15 protein-coding genes are annotated in these 16,023 nt (G+C 70.2%); 6 read left to right on the plus strand and 9 right to left on the minus strand.

The genetic code is table 11. The annotated features are described in order from the left end of the window. The 3 genes from C3488_RS32170 to C3488_RS32180 all read left to right on the plus strand — a co-directional run. Window positions 1-666 (plus strand): extracellular solute-binding protein (locus C3488_RS32170; RefSeq protein WP_146067973.1); only part of this gene is annotated, 666 nt, incomplete at its 5' end. A 6-nt stretch (window positions 667-672) separates the two neighbouring features. Next, window positions 673-2,031, plus strand: a complete 1,359-nt coding sequence (locus C3488_RS32175; protein WP_103844412.1) for an ABC transporter permease subunit — start codon at window positions 673-675, stop codon at window positions 2,029-2,031. Beyond that, on the plus strand, window positions 2,028-2,867 hold the full coding sequence (locus C3488_RS32180; protein WP_103844413.1) for a carbohydrate ABC transporter permease: 840 nt from the start codon (window positions 2,028-2,030) through the stop codon (window positions 2,865-2,867). The genes C3488_RS32175 and C3488_RS32180 overlap by 4 nt, the downstream gene beginning before the upstream one ends. 175 nt (window positions 2,868-3,042) lie before the next feature. Here the strand turns inward: C3488_RS32180 and C3488_RS32185 are convergent, their stop codons facing one another. The 6 genes from C3488_RS32185 to tkt form a co-directional block, all read right to left on the minus strand. Continuing rightward, a complete protein-coding gene (locus C3488_RS32185; protein ID WP_103844414.1) occupies window positions 3,043-3,534 on the minus strand; it encodes a lamin tail domain-containing protein in 492 nt (163 codons plus the stop codon). 153 nt (window positions 3,535-3,687) lie between these two features. Then, the gene (gene pgl / locus C3488_RS32190) at window positions 3,688-4,470 is read right to left on the minus strand and encodes a 6-phosphogluconolactonase (protein WP_103844415.1); all 783 of its coding nucleotides are present in this window, start codon (window positions 4,468-4,470) and stop codon (window positions 3,688-3,690) included. After that, a complete protein-coding gene (opcA, locus tag C3488_RS32195) occupies window positions 4,467-5,522 on the minus strand; it encodes a glucose-6-phosphate dehydrogenase assembly protein OpcA (protein WP_103844416.1) in 1,056 nt (351 codons plus the stop codon). The genes pgl and opcA overlap by 4 nt, the downstream gene beginning before the upstream one ends. Beyond that, a complete protein-coding gene (zwf, locus tag C3488_RS32200) occupies window positions 5,519-7,051 on the minus strand; it encodes a glucose-6-phosphate dehydrogenase (RefSeq protein WP_103844417.1) in 1,533 nt (510 codons plus the stop codon). The genes opcA and zwf overlap by 4 nt, the downstream gene beginning before the upstream one ends. A 4-nt stretch (window positions 7,052-7,055) precedes the next feature. Then, window positions 7,056-8,174: a transaldolase gene (gene tal / locus C3488_RS32205; RefSeq protein WP_103844418.1), complete on the minus strand. Its 1,119-nt coding sequence runs from the start codon at window positions 8,172-8,174 to the stop codon at window positions 7,056-7,058. 34 nt (window positions 8,175-8,208) lie between these two features. Beyond that, the gene (gene tkt / locus C3488_RS32210; protein ID WP_103844419.1) at window positions 8,209-10,296 is read right to left on the minus strand and encodes a transketolase; all 2,088 of its coding nucleotides are present in this window, start codon (window positions 10,294-10,296) and stop codon (window positions 8,209-8,211) included. Window positions 10,297-10,665: 369 nt separating this feature from the next. Here tkt and C3488_RS32215 point away from each other — a divergent pair, with 369 nt between their 5' ends. The 3 genes from C3488_RS32215 to C3488_RS32225 all read left to right on the plus strand — a co-directional run bounded on the left by C3488_RS32215 (window position 10,666) and on the right by C3488_RS32225 (window position 13,240). Then, window positions 10,666-11,652 (plus strand): heme o synthase, encoded by a 987-nt coding sequence (locus tag C3488_RS32215; RefSeq protein ID WP_181139285.1) that lies wholly within the window; start codon window positions 10,666-10,668, stop codon window positions 11,650-11,652. 79 nt (window positions 11,653-11,731) lie between these two features. Next, window positions 11,732-12,067, plus strand: a complete 336-nt coding sequence (locus C3488_RS32220; protein ID WP_103844421.1) for a hypothetical protein — start codon at window positions 11,732-11,734, stop codon at window positions 12,065-12,067. A 66-nt stretch (window positions 12,068-12,133) separates the two neighbouring features. Then, window positions 12,134-13,240, plus strand: coding sequence for an amidohydrolase family protein (locus tag C3488_RS32225; RefSeq protein ID WP_103844422.1), 1,107 nt, complete (start codon window positions 12,134-12,136; stop codon window positions 13,238-13,240). Window positions 13,241-13,267: 27 nt separating this feature from the next. On the opposite strand, the gene C3488_RS32230 is transcribed toward C3488_RS32225, so the two are convergent. Genes C3488_RS32230 through C3488_RS32240 form a run of 3 tightly spaced genes read right to left on the minus strand, consistent with a single transcriptional unit; the run spans window position 13,268 to window position 16,020 of the window. Then, window positions 13,268-14,275 carry a heme A synthase gene (locus C3488_RS32230; RefSeq protein WP_103844423.1) on the minus strand — a complete coding sequence of 336 codons (1,008 nt, stop codon included), beginning with the start codon at window positions 14,273-14,275 and terminating at the stop codon, window positions 13,268-13,270. Window positions 14,276-14,329: 54 nt separating this feature from the next. Further along, window positions 14,330-15,046 carry an ABC transporter permease gene (locus tag C3488_RS32235; RefSeq protein WP_258053801.1) on the minus strand — a complete coding sequence of 239 codons (717 nt, stop codon included), beginning with the start codon at window positions 15,044-15,046 and terminating at the stop codon, window positions 14,330-14,332. 50 nt (window positions 15,047-15,096) lie between these two features. Next, entirely contained in the window at window positions 15,097-16,020 is a 924-nt protein-coding gene (locus tag C3488_RS32240) for an ABC transporter ATP-binding protein (RefSeq protein ID WP_103844425.1), read from the minus strand. Window positions 16,021-16,023: the final 3 nt, after the last annotated feature.

Raw genomic sequence — 16,023 nt, forward strand, 5'->3', positions numbered from 1 at the left:
GACGCGCTCGCCGCGCACAAGCTCAAGTGGACGGACCCGAGCGTGGTCGAGGCGCTCACCACGCTGGGCAAGCTGTTCAAGGACAAGCAGCTGATCGCGGGCGGGCAGCAGGAAGCCCTCAACACCGACTTCCCGGGCTCCGTGGAGAAGGTGTTCGGGCCCAAGCCCCAGGCGGGCATGGTCTACGAGGGCGACTTCGTGGCCGGTGTCGCGCACGACCAGTTCGGAAAGACCATCGGCAAGGACGCGGACTTCTTCCCCTTCCCCTCGGTCGACGGCGGTACGGCACCGGTCGTCAGCGGCGGTGACGCGGCGGTCGTCCTCAAGGACGGCAAGAACGCCAAGGCCGGCATGAAGCTGCTGGAGTACCTGGCGACCCCCGAGGCCGCGGCCGTGTGGGCGAAGGCGGGCGGCTTCCTGTCCCCGAACAAGAAGCTCGATCTCTCCACCTACGGCGACGACGTGACGCGGGCGACGGCCAAGTCCCTGATCGCGGCGGGCGATTCGGTCCGGTTCGACATGTCCGACCAGGCGCCGGCGGCCTTCGGCGGCACGAAGGGCGCCGGCGAGTGGAAGCTGCTGCAGGACTTCCTGCGCGACCCGTCGAACCCCAAGGCGACCGCGGCCCAGCTGGAGGACGCGGCGGCCAAGGCGTACCAGGGCTGACCGGCCATGACCGCCACGCTCGTGAATGAGGCGAGCCCGCCGACCGCCGCCGGTGCCGCCGTGAGGCGCCGCACCCGGCGGCGGGGGCGGATCATCGCCCTGCTGTTCGTGTTCCCCGCGCTGCTGCTGCTCGGTGCGCTCGTCGTCTACCCCGTGCTGTTCTCGGTCGGCCGGAGCTTCTTCGACGCCTCCGGCACCCGGTTCGTGGGCGGGGACAACTACGCCGAGATGTTCCGCGACCCTGCGACGCTGAAGGCCATCCGGAACACGACGATCTGGGTGGTCGTGGCTCCGGCGCTGCTGACGGGGCTCGGCCTGATCCTGGCCGTGCTGGTGGAGAAGGTCCGCTGGGCGACGGCGTTCAAGCTGCTGCTGTTCATGCCGATGGCGGTGTCCTTCCTCGCCGCCGGCATCATCTTCCGGCTCGCCTACGACGAGGACCCCAACAAGGGGGTGCTGAACGCGGCCGCGGTCTCGATCCACGACGCGTTCAAGGGCGCGTCGTCGTATCCGACCGCGCGGGCGCGCGAGGGGCAGGGCCTGACACAGGGCCGTGACGGGTCGTACGCGACGAGTGCGGGCGCCTCACCGGGTGACTCGGTGACGCTTCCGATGGTCGGCGTGCTGCCCAAGGACCTGCCGAAGGATGCCTCGCCCGCCTACGCGGCCGCCGGGAAGAAGGCCGCGGCGGACGAACTGCGCGGGGTCGTCTACCTGGACTTCACGCCCGGTGGCGGCGGGAAGCAGGGGAGGGTCGACCCGCGGGAGAGCGGGCTGCCCGGGATGAAGGTCGAGGCCGTGCGCGACGGGCGCACGGTGGCCGGTACGACGACGGCGGCCGACGGCTCCTTCAGCTTCCAGGGGCTGAAGTCCGGCTCGTACACGGTGAAGCTGCCGTCCTCGAACTTCTCGGCGCCGTACCAGGGCGTGTCCTGGCTCGGGCCGACGCTGGTCACACCCGCGATCATCGGGGCGTACCTGTGGATCTGGACCGGCTTCGCGATGGTGCTGATCGGCGCCGGGCTGTCGACGCTGCCGCGGGACGCGCTGGAGGCGGCGCGGATGGACGGGGCCAACGAGTGGGAGATCTTCCGGCGGATCACGGTGCCGCTGCTCGCACCGGTGCTGACCGTGGTCTTCGTGACCCTCGTCATCAACGTGATGAAGGTGTTCGACCTCGTCTACATCATCGCGCCCGGGCCGGTGCAGGAGGACGCGACCGTACTCGCCACCCAGATGTGGCTGGTGTCGTTCGGCGGCGGCAACAACCAGGGCCTCGGCAGCGCGCTGGGTGTGCTGCTCCTGCTGCTGGTGATTCCCGCGATGGTCTTCAACGTCCGGCGTTTCAGAAGGAGTCAGCGATGAACGCGGTGAGGCGGGGGCTGGGCAACGGGCTCGTGCAGGCCTTCCTGGTGGTGGTCGGCCTGATCTGGCTGACCCCGCTGGCGGGGCTGTTCGTGTCGTCGCTGCGGTCGTCGCAGGACACGGCGAGGGGCGGCTGGTGGACAGCGCTGGTCAGCCCGGGACAGCTGTCCTTCGACAACTACTCGGCGCTGCTGAAGAACGCCGGGATCACGCAGGCCTTCTGGAACACCGTGCTGATCTCGGTGCCGGCGACGGTGCTGGTGGTCGTGCTGGCGGCGCTCGCCGGGTACGCCTTCGCGTGGCTGGACTTCCCCGGGCGGGAACCGCTGTTCCTGCTGGTCGTGGCGCTGCTGGTGGTGCCGGTGCAGATCGGTCTGCTGCCGGTGGCAAAGCTCTTCGGCGCGCTCGGCCTGTTCGGGACGATCCCGGGTGTCGTCCTCTTCCACGTGGCGTACGGGCTGCCGTTCGCGGTGTTCCTGCTGCGGAACTACTTCGCCGAGATGCCGAAGGAGATGCTGGAGGCGGCGCGGATGGACGGGGGGAGTGAGTGGCGGATCTTCACCCGGCTGGTCCTGCCGGTGGGGCGGCCCGCGATCGCGAGCCTCGCCATCTTCCAGTTCCTGTGGGTGTGGAACGACATGCTGGTGGCGCTGCTGTTCGCGGACAGCTCCTCACAACCGCTGACCGTCGCACTCCAGTCCCAGATACGGCAGTTCGGCAGCAACATCGATGTACTGGCGCCGGGGGCGTTCCTGTCGTTGATCGTGCCGGTGGTCGTGTTCTTCGCGTTCCAGCGGCACTTCGTGCAGGGGGTGATGGCCGGCTCGGTCAAGTGACCGAGCCACGCCACGGCGACTCGCGCGGGGGCCGGCCTGGAGCCGGGCGCCCCCGCGCGTATGTCCAGCGCCAGGCGCCCGCGCTGGGGGCGCACCTCATCCGCGTTCCGCCCGCGGTGGTGGTCGGCTCCCCGTGGTCGCCGTCACGGCAGAACCGGCCCGCCCGGTGGCGGCGTCAGCCGTGGAAGGTGATGTAACCGTTGCCGTCCCGGTCGTCGTGGGACTTGGTGTAGGCGTGGGTGTCCGCGTGGGCACCGGACGGCTTGTACAGGTAGATGGTGTCCTTGTCGTTGTTCCAGATGAAGTTGCAGTTCTGGCGGTAGACGACGTTCCCGGCGTCCGAGTCGGTGCCGTGGCCCCCGCGCAGGTTCACGTAGTCACCGGGCTGGAGGTAATGGTTGGCGGGGAAGGTGAACCGGTTGCCGGCGGCGTCCTTGACGACGTAGCCCTTCAGGTTGACCGTCGTGCTGCGCGAGTAGTTCTTGATCGTGAGGTACTCGCTCTTCGTGTTGCCTGTACGGCAGTTGTTGGAGTCCCGCCCCGGTGCGTCGTACTGGACGCCCTTGATCTTCAGGGCGGAGGAGTACTCGGTGGCCTGGGCCGGGTTCGCGACGACGACGGCGAGCGCTGCGGCCGTGACGGCGGCAAGTGCCAAACGTATACGCATGAGGTCCCCCCTCAATGGTGCGGTCGATGCGCCAGGAGCTTACACAAAGTTGACCAGTACATGAATGTCTGGTGCAGAAAATGTGAAGGCCTGTGAGGGGGTCAACCGGGCCGACGGGGGCGGCAGTCGGGTCGTCCGCTGCCGCCCCGCTCTTCACGGCGACGCCGGCGGATACAGAGAGCGCGGCAGCTTCGATGCCGCCGCCGCGTCCAGGAGCCACAGTGTGCGCGAGCGGCCGTAGGCGCCCGCCGCCGGTGCCTGGATCTCGCCCGCGCCCGACAGGGCGATCGCCGCCGCCTGCGCCTTGTCCTCGCCCGCCGCGAGCAGCCACACCTCACGCGCCGCCCGGATCGCCGGGAGCGTGAGGGAGATCCGCGTCGGCGGCGGTTTCGGCGCACCGTGGACGGCGACGACCGTGCGTTCCGTCTCCCGCACCGCCGGCAGTTCCGGGAACAGCGACGCCACGTGCGTGTCCGGACCGACGCCCAGCATCAGCACATCGAAGGTGGGCACCGAGCCGTGGTTCTCGGGACCCGCGGCGCGGGCCAGTTCCATCGCGTACGCCTCGGCCGCGGACTCCACGTCCGTACCGTACGGGCTGTCCGACGCGGGCATGGCGTGCACGCGCTTGGTGTCCAGCGGCACGGAGTCCAGCAGAGCCTGACGGGCCTGGGTCACGTTGCGCTCCGGGTCGCCCTCCGGCAGGTACCGCTCGTCGCCCCACCACAGGTCCAGACGGCCCCAGTCGATGGCGTCCCGGGCCGGTGCGGCGGCCAGTGCGGCGAGCAGGCCGTTGCCGTTGCGGCCACCGGTGAGCACGACCGACGCGGAGCCGCGCGAGGCCTGCGCGTCCACGATCTTCGTGATCAGCCGGGCCGCCGCGGCCTGGGCCATCAACTCCTTGTCGCGGTGCACGACGAGCTGGGGAGTACTCACTTGGCGGCCGCCTTCTTCGCCGGGGCCTTCTTGGTGGCCTTCTTCGCGGGGGCCTTCGCGGCCGTCTCCACGGGGGCCTCGACCGCCACCGGCTCCTGCGCCGGAGCACCGGCGGCCTCCGCGGCTCCCGTGTCCAGCCGGTCCACCCCGTACCGCAGCGCCGACGCGTACGTGTCGTCCGGGTCGAGTCGTCGCAGCTCCTCCGCGATCAGCTCGGCCGTCTCCCGGCGCTTGAGCGCCACGGCACGGTCCGGCTGGCCCTGGATGGACAGGGTCGCAAGCGAGCCGTCCGCGCGGTCCAGGGTGATCGGGCCGCAGCTCGTCTCCATGCGGACCGCGGTCAGGCCGGGGCCCGAGGAGAGCGACCGCTTGACCGGGACGTCCAAGCGGTCCGCCAGCCACATCGCCAGGAGCTCGCAGCTCGGGTTGAACTCCTCGCCCTCCACCTCGACCTTCCGCACCTCGCAGGTGACCTGGTCGAGGGCCGCGGCCAGCATCGAGCGCCAGGGCGTGATGCGGGTCCACGACAGGTCCGTGTCGCCGGGCGTGTAGGCGTCGGCGCGGGCGCTGAGCTCCCGCACCGGTTCCTCGGCCGTGTAGGAGTCCGTGACCCGGCGCTGGGCGAGCGCGCCCAGGGGGTCGCTGGCGGGGTCCAGCGGCGCGTTGACGGGCCACCAGGCGACGACCGGCGCGTCCGGCAGCAGCAGCGGCAGCACCACGGACTGGGCGTGGTCCACCACCTCGCCGTACAGCCGCAGCAGCACCGTCTCGCCGGTGCCCGCGTCCGCGCCCACCAGCACCTCCGCGTCCAGGCGCGAGGAAGTGCGGTCGCGCGGCGAACGCGAGACGCGCTTGATGACCACGAGGGTGCGCGAGGGGTGCTCCCGCGAGGCCTCGCTCGCGGCCTTCAGCGCGTCGTAGGCGTTCTCCTCGTCGGTGACGATGACCAGCGTGAGCACCATGCCGACGGCGGGCGTGCCGATCGCTCGGCGGCCCTCCACCAGCGCCTTGTTGATCTTGCTGGCCGTGGTGTCCGTGAGGTCTATCTTCATGGCCGGCGCCAGCTCCGTCCGTCTCGCTGAAGCATCTCGTCCGCCTCGACGGGCCCCCAGGTGCCGGCCGGGTACTGCGCGGGCCTGCCGTGCTCGTCCCAGTACTCCTCGATCGGGTCGAGGATCTTCCAGGACAGCTCGACCTCCTCGGTCCGCGGGAAGAGGTTGGCGTCGCCCAGCAGCACGTCCAGGATCAGGCGCTCGTACGCCTCCGGGCTGGACTCCGTGAAGGACTCGCCGTAGGCGAAATCCATGGACACGTCCCGGATCTCCATCGAGGTGCCCGGCACCTTGGAGCCGAAGCGCACGGTGACGCCCTCGTCCGGCTGGACGCGGATGACCACCGCGTTCTGGCCGAGCTCCTCGGTGGCCGTCGTGTCGAAGGGGGAGTGCGGGGCGCGCTGGAAGACGACCGCGATCTCGGTCACCCGGCGGCCCAGGCGCTTGCCCGTCCTGAGGTAGAACGGCACGCCCGCCCATCGGCGGTTGTCGATCTCCAGCTTCACCGCGGCGTAGGTGTCGGTCTTCGACTTCTTGTCGATGCCCTCTTCCTCGAGGTACCCGATGACCTTCTCGCCGCCCTGCCAGCCGGCCGAGTACTGCCCGAACACGGTCGAGGCGCCCAGGTCCTTCGGCAGCCGGACCGCGCCGAGCACCTTGGTCTTCTCCGCGGCGAGCGCGTCGGCGTCGAAGGAGGCGGGCTCCTCCATGGCCGTCAGCGCCAGCAGCTGGAGCAGGTGGTTCTGGATGACGTCACGGGCGGCACCGATGCCGTCGTAGTAGCCGGCACGGCCGCCGATGCCGATGTCCTCGGCCATCGTGATCTGGACGTGGTCCACGAAGGACCGGTTCCAGATCGGCTCGAACATCGTGTTGGCGAACCGCAGGGCCAGGATGTTCTGGACTGTCTCCTTGCCCAGGTAGTGGTCGATGCGGAAGACCTGTTCCGGGGCGAAGACCTCATGCACGACCTTGTTGAGCTCCTCGGCCGACTTCAGGTCGTGGCCGAACGGCTTCTCGATGACCGCGCGCCGCCAGGAACCGCCCGACTGCTCGGCCAGGCCGTGCTTCTTCAGCTGCTGGATGACGACCGGGAAGGACTTCGGCGGCACGGAGAGGTAGAAGGCGAAGTTGCCGCCCGTGCCCTGCGCCTTGTCGAGCTCCTCGATCGTCGAGCGCAGCCGCTCGAACGCGTCGTCGTCGTCGAAGGTGCCCTGGACGAAGCGCATTCCCTGGAGGAGCTGCTGCCAGACCTCCTCGCGGAACGGCGTGCGGGCGTGCTCCTTGACGGCGTCGTGGACCACCCTGGCGAAGTCCTCGTGCTCCCAGTCGCGGCGGGCGAAGCCGACGAGCGAGAAGCCCGGGGGCAGCAGACCCCGGTTTGCCAGGTCATAAACGGCCGGCATCAGCTTTTTACGTGACAAATCGCCCGTAACGCCGAAGATCACCAGGCCCGACGGCCCCGCGATACGCGGGAGCCGCCGGTCCGCGGCGTCACGAAGCGGATTCGCTCCGTGTACGGATGTCAAGATCTCAGCCCTCCGAGGGCGCGAGGCGCTGCAGTTCCGCCTCGGTCGACTTGAGGAGGTCGTTCCAGGACGCCTCGAACTTCTCGACGCCCTCGTCCTCCAGGAGCTGGACCACCTCGTCGTACGAGATTCCGAGCTTCGCGAGCGCGTCGAGGTCGGCGCGCGCCTGCTCGTAGGTGCCGGCGACGGTGTTGCCGGTGATCTCGCCGTGGTCCTCGGTGGCCACCAGGGTGGCCTCCGGCATGGTGTTCACCGTGTTCGGCGCCACCAGCTCGTCCACGTACAGGGTGTCCTTGTACGCCTTGTCCTTCACGCCCGTCGAGGCCCACAGCGGACGCTGCTTGTTCGCGCCCGCCTTCTCCAGCGCGCTCCACCGGTCCGAGGAGAAGACCTCCTCGTACGCCTCGTAGGCCAGACGCGCGTTGGCGACCGCGGCCTTGCCGCGCAGCGCCTTGGCCTCGTCGGTGCCCAACTTGTCGATCCGCTTGTCGATCTCGGTGTCGACGCGGGAGACGAAGAAGGACGCCACCGAGTGGATCTTGGAGAGGTCCAGGCCCTTCTCGCGTGCCTTCTCCAGGCCGCTGAGGTAGGCGTCCATGACCGCGCGGTAGCGCTCGAGGGAGAAGATCAGCGTGACGTTGACGCTGATGCCGTTGCCGATCGTCTCGGCGATCGCCGGCAGGCCCGCGCGGGTCGCCGGGATCTTGATGAGGGTGTTGGGCCGGTCCACCAGCCAGGCCAGCTGCTTGGCCTCGGCGACGGTGGCCCGGGTGCTGTGCGCGAGCCGCGGGTCGACCTCGATCGACACCCGGCCGTCCTGGCCCTCGGTGGCGTCGAACACCGGGCGCAGAATGTCCGCGGCGTCCCGGACGTCCGCCGTGGTGATCATGCGGATCGCCTCTTCGACGGTGACCTTGCGGGCGGCGAGGTCGGCGAGCTGCTGCTCGTAGCCGTCGCCCGACGAGATCGCCTTCTGGAAGATCGTCGGGTTGGTGGTGACGCCCACGACGTGCTGCTGGTCGATCAGTTCGGCGAGGTTGCCGGACGTGATCCGCTTGCGCGACAGGTCGTCCAGCCAGATCGCGACGCCTTCCTCGGAGAGGCGCTTGAGTGCGTCTGTCATGGAAAATGCATCTCCTACGTGTCGTGTATCAGCGTCAGCGCTGGGCTGCGGCGATCGATTCCCGGGCGGCGGATGCGACGTTCTCGGCAGTGAAACCGAACTCGCGGAAGAGCACCTTGCCGTCGGCGGAAGCACCGAAGTGCTCCAGGGAAACGATGCGTCCGGCATCCCCCACGTACTTGTGCCAGGTGAGTCCGATCCCGGCCTCGACCGCGACCCGCGCCTTCACCGACGGCGGCAGGACGCTGTCCCGGTACCCCTGGTCCTGCTCCTCGAACCACTCCACGGACGGCATCGACACCACGCGCGTCGGAACACCGTCGGCCTGGAGCTGCTCGCGCGCCTCGACGGCGACGTGCACCTCGGACCCGGTGGCGATCAGGATCACCTGAGGCTCGCCGCCGTCCGCCTCGAACAGCACGTAGCCGCCGCGCGCGGTGTCCTCGTTCGGCTCGTACGTCGGCACGCCCTGACGGGTCAGCGCCAGACCGTGCGGGGCGCCCTTGCCGAACTCCTTCGTCCAGCGCTTGAGGATCTCGCGCCAGGCGATCGCGGTCTCGTTGGCGTCGGCCGGGCGCACGACGTTCAGGCCCGGGATCGCGCGCAGCGAGGCCAGGTGCTCGATCGGCTGGTGGGTGGGGCCGTCCTCGCCGAGGCCGATGGAGTCGTGCGTCCACACGTACGTCACCGGCAGGTGCATCAGCGCGGACAGGCGCACGGCGTTGCGCATGTAGTCGGAGAACACGAGGAACGTGCCGCCGTAGATACGGGTGTTGCCGTGCAGCGCGATGCCGTTCATCTCCGCGGCCATGGAGTGCTCGCGGATGCCGAAGTGGATGGTGCGGCCGTAGGGGCTCGCCTCCGGCAGCGGGTTGTCGGCCGGGAGGAACGAGCTGTTCTTGTCGATCGTCGTGTTGTTCGACCCGGCGAGGTCGGCGGAACCGCCCCACAGCTCGGGGATGACGGCACCCAGCGCCTGGAGCACCTTGCCGGAGGCGGCACGCGTGGCGACGCCCTTGCCCGCCTCGAAGACCGGGAGCTTCTCCTCCCAGCCGGTGGGCAGCTCGCCCTTGCTGATGCGGTCGTACTCGGCGGCGCGCTCGGGGTTGTCGTCCCGCCACTGCTGGAAGGACTTCTCCCACTCGGCCTTGGCCTCCCGGCCCCGCTGCAGCGCCGCGCGGGTGTGCGCCAGGACCTCGTCCGCCACCTCGAAGGACTTCTCCGGGTCGAAGCCGAGGACCCGCTTGGTGGCCGCGACCTCGTCCTCGCCGAGCGCGGAGCCGTGCGCGGCCTCGGTGTTCTGCGCGTTCGGCGCGGGCCAGGCGATGATCGAACGCATCGCGATGAAGGACGGCCGGTCCGTGACCTTCTTCGCCGCCTCGATCGCGTTGTAGATCGCGTGCGGGTCCAGGTCGCCGTCCGGCTTCGGGGCGACGCGCTGCACGTGCCAGCCGTAGGCCTCGTACCGCTTGACCGTGTCCTCGGAGACAGCGGTCGCGGTGTCGCCCTCGATGGAGATGTGGTTGTCGTCCCACAGGAGGATCAGGTTGCCGAGCTTCTGGTGCCCGGCCAGTGAGGACGCCTCAGCGGAGATGCCCTCCTGCAGGCAGCCGTCGCCGGCGATGCAGTAGACGAAGTGGTCGAAGGGGGACTCGCCCTGCGGGGCGTCCGGGTCGAACAGACCGCGCTCGTAGCGGGCGGCCATCGCCATGCCCACGGCGTTGGCGACACCCTGGCCCAGCGGGCCGGTCGTCGTCTCCACGCCCACCGTGTGCCCGTACTCGGGGTGGCCGGGGGTCTTCGAGCCCCAGGTGCGGAAGGCCTTCAGGTCGTCCAGCTCCAGGCCGAAACCGGCCAGGTAGAGCTGGGTGTAGAGGGTCAGGGACGAGTGGCCGGCGGACAGCACGAAGCGGTCACGGCCCACCCAGTCGGCGTCGGCCGGGTCGTGGCGCATCACCTTCTGGAAGAGGGTGTAGGCGGCCGGAGCCAGGCTCATCGCCGTACCCGGATGGCCGTTTCCGACCTTCTGTACGGCATCGGCGGCCAGGACACGCGCGGTGTCGACCGCACGCTGGTCCAACTCGGTCCACTCGAGGTCTGTGGTGGTCGGCTTGGTGCTCACCCTGGGTCAGGGCTCCTCTCCACATGTCGAATGCCGGTGCACTGGGCGCCCACCGGCCGCTGCTGAGCCTACCCCTGTAAGTACGTGCGTCTTTTCGGGTCATTCCAGACTGCCGGGAGTCTTGGAGGTCCGCCTCCCGACCCGCCATATCCGTAGTCGGCAACTGAATACGGACCCGCTCATCCGATCGCTCAATCGAGCTCTGTCCGGCTCTTCCTTCCCCCTCCTTCACCAGCGGCACGGCCAGCGTCCAACACGACCCACCCCCCGCGAAGGGCGCGCTTCGGGCAACGTCTAAAGTTGCGTGAGTACGCGCGAGCCTTTACTGGGCGTTCACAGCCACGGCTCGCTGGGATGTCTCTGTCAGGGGTGTGCGTGACGGCCGTCGAATCCCGTCCAGCGGGTGGGGGTACCTCCCACGCCCTTAAGGCTGTGGGGGAGCTCGGTGCGAGCCAGAGCCCGAGCCACCGGCCGTTCGGGGCCCGTGTCAAGGCGTTCGTGGCACTGACCAAGCCGCGGATCATCGAGCTGCTGCTGATCACCACGGTCCCGGTGATGTTCCTCGCCCAGCAGGGCGTGCCGGACCTGAAGCTGGTCCTGCTCACCTGCATCGGCGGCTACCTGTCCGCGGGCGGTGCCAACGCGCTGAACATGTACATCGACCGCGACATCGACGCGCTCATGGACCGCACCTCCCAGCGCCCGCTGGTCACCGGCATGGTCAGTCCGCGCGAGTGCCTCGCCTTCGGCATCACGCTGGCGGTCGTCTCGACGCTCCTGTTCGGCTTCACCGTCAACTGGCTGTCGGCGTGGCTGTCGCTCGGAGCCCTCCTCTTCTACGTCGTCGTCTACACGATGATCCTCAAGCGCCGTACCTCGCAGAACATCGTGTGGGGCGGCATCGCCGGCTGCATGCCGGTGCTCATCGGCTGGTCCTCCGTCACCGACTCCATGTCGTGGGCGCCGGTCATCCTCTTCCTCGTGATGTTCTTCTGGACGCCGCCGCACTACTGGCCGCTGTCCATGAAGGTCAGGGAGGACTACGCGCGCGTGGGTGTGCCGATGCTGCCCGTCATCGCCTCCAACAAGGTGGTCGCCCGGCAGATCGTGATCTACAGCTGGGTGATGGTCGTGGTCTCCCTGCTGCTGACCCCGCTCGGCTACACCGGCTGGTTCTACACGGCGGTCGCGCTGGCTGCGGGCGGCTGGTGGCTGTGGGAGGCGCACGCGCTGCAGAACCGGGCGAAGGCGGAGGCCACCGGGGCCAAGCTGAAGGAGATGCGGCTCTTCCACTGGTCGATCACCTACGTCTCGCTGCTGTTCGTCGCGGTGGCGGTGGATCCCTTCCTCCGCTGACGAACGCCTCCGGGGAGCCGACGTACGTCACAGGGCCCTGCTCTCGCCAGTCGATCTACTCGTCGGTAGCATCCTGACCATGGCAGACACGCAGCAGGTTGACCCCAAGGACGAGCGCAGGGCGGCCCGGATCGCACGGCGGATCGACTCCTTCTCCAAGGCCCACGGCGGCGCCGAGGGCCAGGTCGCGTACATCGGGCAGCGCGGGGCCCGCATCGTGCTCGTCGGCGAGGACGGCACCTGGGGCGACCTGGTGGCGCCCACCTACGCCGTGGCCGAGAAGGCGGTGGAGAAGTCCGGTATCACCGTCCACGAGGCGTTCGACGGCGAGTTCGCGGGCAAGGTGAAGACCGGCCCGTACGAGTGGACGCGCATGGTGGGGATCCAGGTGGGCGGCACGCGCACCACCCGGTAGCAACACCTCACGCCGGGTTCACCCGTTAGGACCTTCAGGAGGCACGGTCCAGTCACGGGAGTCCGGATGATCGAAACGCCGTCCCTGGTGGACCAGTACTGCCACGGCGTGGTCCGCACCGAGCTGGGCCTCGGCACCTTCGAGGCCCACCTCGCCCGTACCGAGGGCCCGCCCGCCGCCGGTACGACCCTGTTCGACACCCAGACGGGCTTCGCCGTACGCCGCTGGTGTCCGCCGCTGCTCGGTCTGGAGCCCCACTGCCCGCCGGCCCGCTATCTCGCCCGGCGGCGCGAACTCGGCGTCCTGGAGGCGGGGCGCAGGCTGCTGCGCGGCAGTGGCATCACCACCTACCTCGTCGACACCGGGCTGCCCGGCGACCTGACCGGGCCCGCCGAGATGGCGTCCGCCGGGGAAGCCGAGGCACACGAGATCGTCCGCCTGGAGCTGCTCGCCGAACAGGTGGCCGACACGTCCGGCACCGTCGAGGGGTTCCTCGCCAATCTCGCCGAGTCGATCCACGGGGCGGCGGCCCACGCGGTGGCGTTCACCTCGGTGGCCGGCGTACGGCACGGTCTGGCGCTGGCGCCGGAGCCGCCGGGCCCGGGGGAGGTGCGCGGCGCGGCCGGCCGCTGGCTGGCGGGCCGCAGAGTCGGAGGCACCCTCTCGGACCCGGTGCTGCTGCGCCATCTGCTGTGGAGCGCGGTGGCCTCCGGCCGGCCGCTCCAGCTCCACGCCGGCCTCGGCGAACCGGGCCTGCGCATCGACCGCACCGACCCCGTCCTGCTCACCGACTTCGTGCGCGCCACGGCCGGTCTCGGCACGGACCTGATCCTGCTGCACGGCTATCCGTACCACCGGCACGCCGCGCATCTGGCCGGGGTCTTCCCGCACGTCTACGCGGACCTTGGCGCGGCCCTGGTGCGCACCGGTGCTCGGGCCGCCGCGGTCCTGGCCGAGGTCCTGGAGCTGGCGCCCTTCGGCAAGGTCCTCTTCTCCAGCGGCGCCCACGGCCTGCCCGAACTCCATGTGATCGGCGCCCGCCTCTTCCGCGAGGCGCTGTCCCGGCTGCTGGGCGGCTGGGTCGCCGAGGGCGCCTGGTCGCTCGCGGACGCGCAGCGGGTGGCGGCAATGATCGCGGCGGGGAACGCGCGGCGGGTCTACGGGCTGGAGTGAGCCGTAGGGCCGGGGGAGCGGGGCCCGTCAGACGTTGGTGAGGGCCGACTCCGTCGAGGGACCCGGAAGGCCGGCGGTCACACCGGTGCGTTCCCGCAGCGACAGCAGCACCCGGAGCACCCCGATCCACACCAGGCACGAGCCGAACATGTGGAAGCCGACCAGAAGCTCCGGCAGGTGCGTGAAGTACTGCACGTAGCCGATGACGCCCTGGCCGAGGAGGATCAGGAACAGCTCACGGGTGCGGTGCAGCGGGCCGGCCGGCGCGTCGACCGCCTTCAGGACGAACCACAGGGCGAACGTCAGCGTCACCACGATCCAGGCGAGCACGGCATGCAGCTTGGCGACGGTCTCCCAGTCGATCGGGATGCGCTCGACCTCGCGGGAGTCGCCCGCGTGGGGTCCCGCACCGGTGACGACCGTGCCGACCGCGATGAGCAGCACCGAGGCGACCACCAGGAACCACACCAACTGCTGGACGGCCTTGCCGACCAGCGGGCGGGGTGCCTCGTCGCCCTCCCGTGCGCGCTGCCACATCACCGTGGCCACCGTGATGAGCGCGGTGGAGAGCAGGAAGTGGGCGGCGACGGTGTACGGGTTGAGGCCGACCAGGACGACGATGCCGCCGAGGATCGCGTTGCTCATCACGATCCAGAACTGTGCCCAGCCGAGCCGGGTGAGGCTGCGCCGCCGCGGCTTCTGTGAACGTGCCGCGACGATCGCCCAGCCGACGGCCGCGCACAGCACGTACGTCAGCATGCGGTTGCCGAACTCGATGGCGCCGTGCCAGCCCATGGCGCGGGTCGTGGTCAGCGAGCCGTCCGTGCACTCGGGCCAGGTCGGGCAGCCCAGCCCGGAGCCGGTCAGGCGCACGGCACCGCCGGTGACGACGATCACCACCGACATCAGGAGCGCGGCGAGCGCCGCCCGCTGAACCGTCCTGGGATGCGGTGTCCAGCGTGCGGCGATGAAGGCGAGCGGGTTGCGCACGGCCGCTACGGCGTCGGCGCGGGTCACGTTTGGCACGCCCTTCATGGTAGGGGGCCGCTTGTGCACGCTTTCACGAGGGGTCGGCCCAGGCGGAGCGGGTCACTCCCAGCGGAAGAACCTCCCGGCCGCGGCCAGCCCGACAACGGCCCACACCGCCAGGATGCCCAGGTCCCCCCAGGGCGTTCCGGCCCCGTGCTGCAGCACGGACCTGAGGCCGTCGGAGAGGGCGGAGATCGGAAGCAGACCGAGCACGTCCCGGGCGCCGGAGGGGAACTTGTCAAGCGGCACGATCACACCGCCGCCCACGAGCAGCAGCAGGAACACCAGGTTGGCGGCGGCCAGGGTGGCCTCCGCCTTCAGCGTGCCCGCCATCAGCAGGCCGAGCCCCGAGAAGGCGGCCGTGCCGAGGACCAGCAGGAGCAGCACGGCGAGGGGGTTGCCGTGCGGCGACCAGCCCAGCGCGAAGGCGATCACCGTCAGCAGGACCACCTGGAGGATCTCGGTGACGAGGACGGAGGCCGTCTTGGCGGTCATCAGCCCCCAGCGGGGGAGCGGGGAGGACGCGAGCCGCTTCAGTACGCCGTAGCGGCGTTCGAAGCCGGTCGCGATGGCCTGTCCCGTGAACGCCGTCGACATCACGGCGAGGGCCAGGATGCCGGGGGCGAGGAAGTCGACGGCCTTGCCCGCGCCGGTGTCGACGATGTCGACCGAGCTGAAGAGGACCAGCAGCAGCGTGGGGATGACGACTGTCAGGAGCAGCTGCTCGCCGTTGCGCAACAGCATCCGCGTCTCGAGCGCGGCCTGAGCGGCGATCATGCGGGGCAGGGGGGCGGCGCCGGGCTGGGGCGCGTAGGTGCCGACGGTGGTCACGAGCGCAGCTCCTTGCCGGTGAGCTCGAGGAAAACGTCCTCGAGGGTGTGCCGTTCGACCGAGATCCTGTCCGGCATCACCCCGTGCTGGGCGCACCACGAGGTGACCGTCGCCAGCAGCTGCGGATCGACCTTGCCGATGACGCGGTACGCGCCCGGCGTCAGCTCCGCCGCGGAGCAGTCGGCCGGGAGCGCCTTCAGCAGGGAGCCGACGTCGAGGCCGGGCCGCCCGGTGAAGCGGAGCGTGTTCTCCGCGCCGCCGCGGCAGAGCTCCTCCGGGTGGCCCTGGGCGATGACCCGGCCCGCGTCGATGATCGCGACGTCGTCGGCGAGCTGCTCGGCCTCGTCCATGTAGTGGGTGGTCAGGATGACGGAAACCCCGTCGGTGCGCAGGTCGCGGACGAGGTCCCAGGTGGCCCTGCGGGCCTGCGGGTCGAGGCCGGCGGTGGGCTCGTCGAGGAAGACCAGCTCGGGGCGGCCGACGACGGCCATGGCGAGCGCGAGCCGCTGCTGCTGCCCGCCCGACAGGCGCCGGTACGGCGTCCGCCCGCAGCTGCCGAGCCCCAGCCGCTCGACGAGCGCGTCCACGTCGAGGGGGTGCGCGTGCAGCTTGGCCACGTGGCGGAGCATCTCCTCCGCCCGGGCACCCGAGTACACGCCGCCGGACTGGAGCATCACACCGATCCGGGGGCGCAGCGCGGCGGCCTCCCTGACAGGGTCGAGGCCCAGGACGCGGACCGTGCCCGAGTCCGGCTTCCGGTAGCCCTCGCAGGTCTCGACCGTCGTCGTCTTTCCCGCCCCGTTGGGGCCGAGAACAGCGGTGATGCCCGCCCGGGCCACCAGGTCGAGCCCGTTCACCGCGGTCTTCGTGCCATACCGCTTCACCAGGGCCTGTACCTGGACGACCGGCTCACTTCCCATGGG

The sequence above is a fragment of the Streptomyces sp. Ru72 genome, assembly GCF_002920635.1.
In the GTDB taxonomy this organism is placed as follows: domain Bacteria; phylum Actinomycetota; class Actinomycetes; order Streptomycetales; family Streptomycetaceae; genus Streptomyces.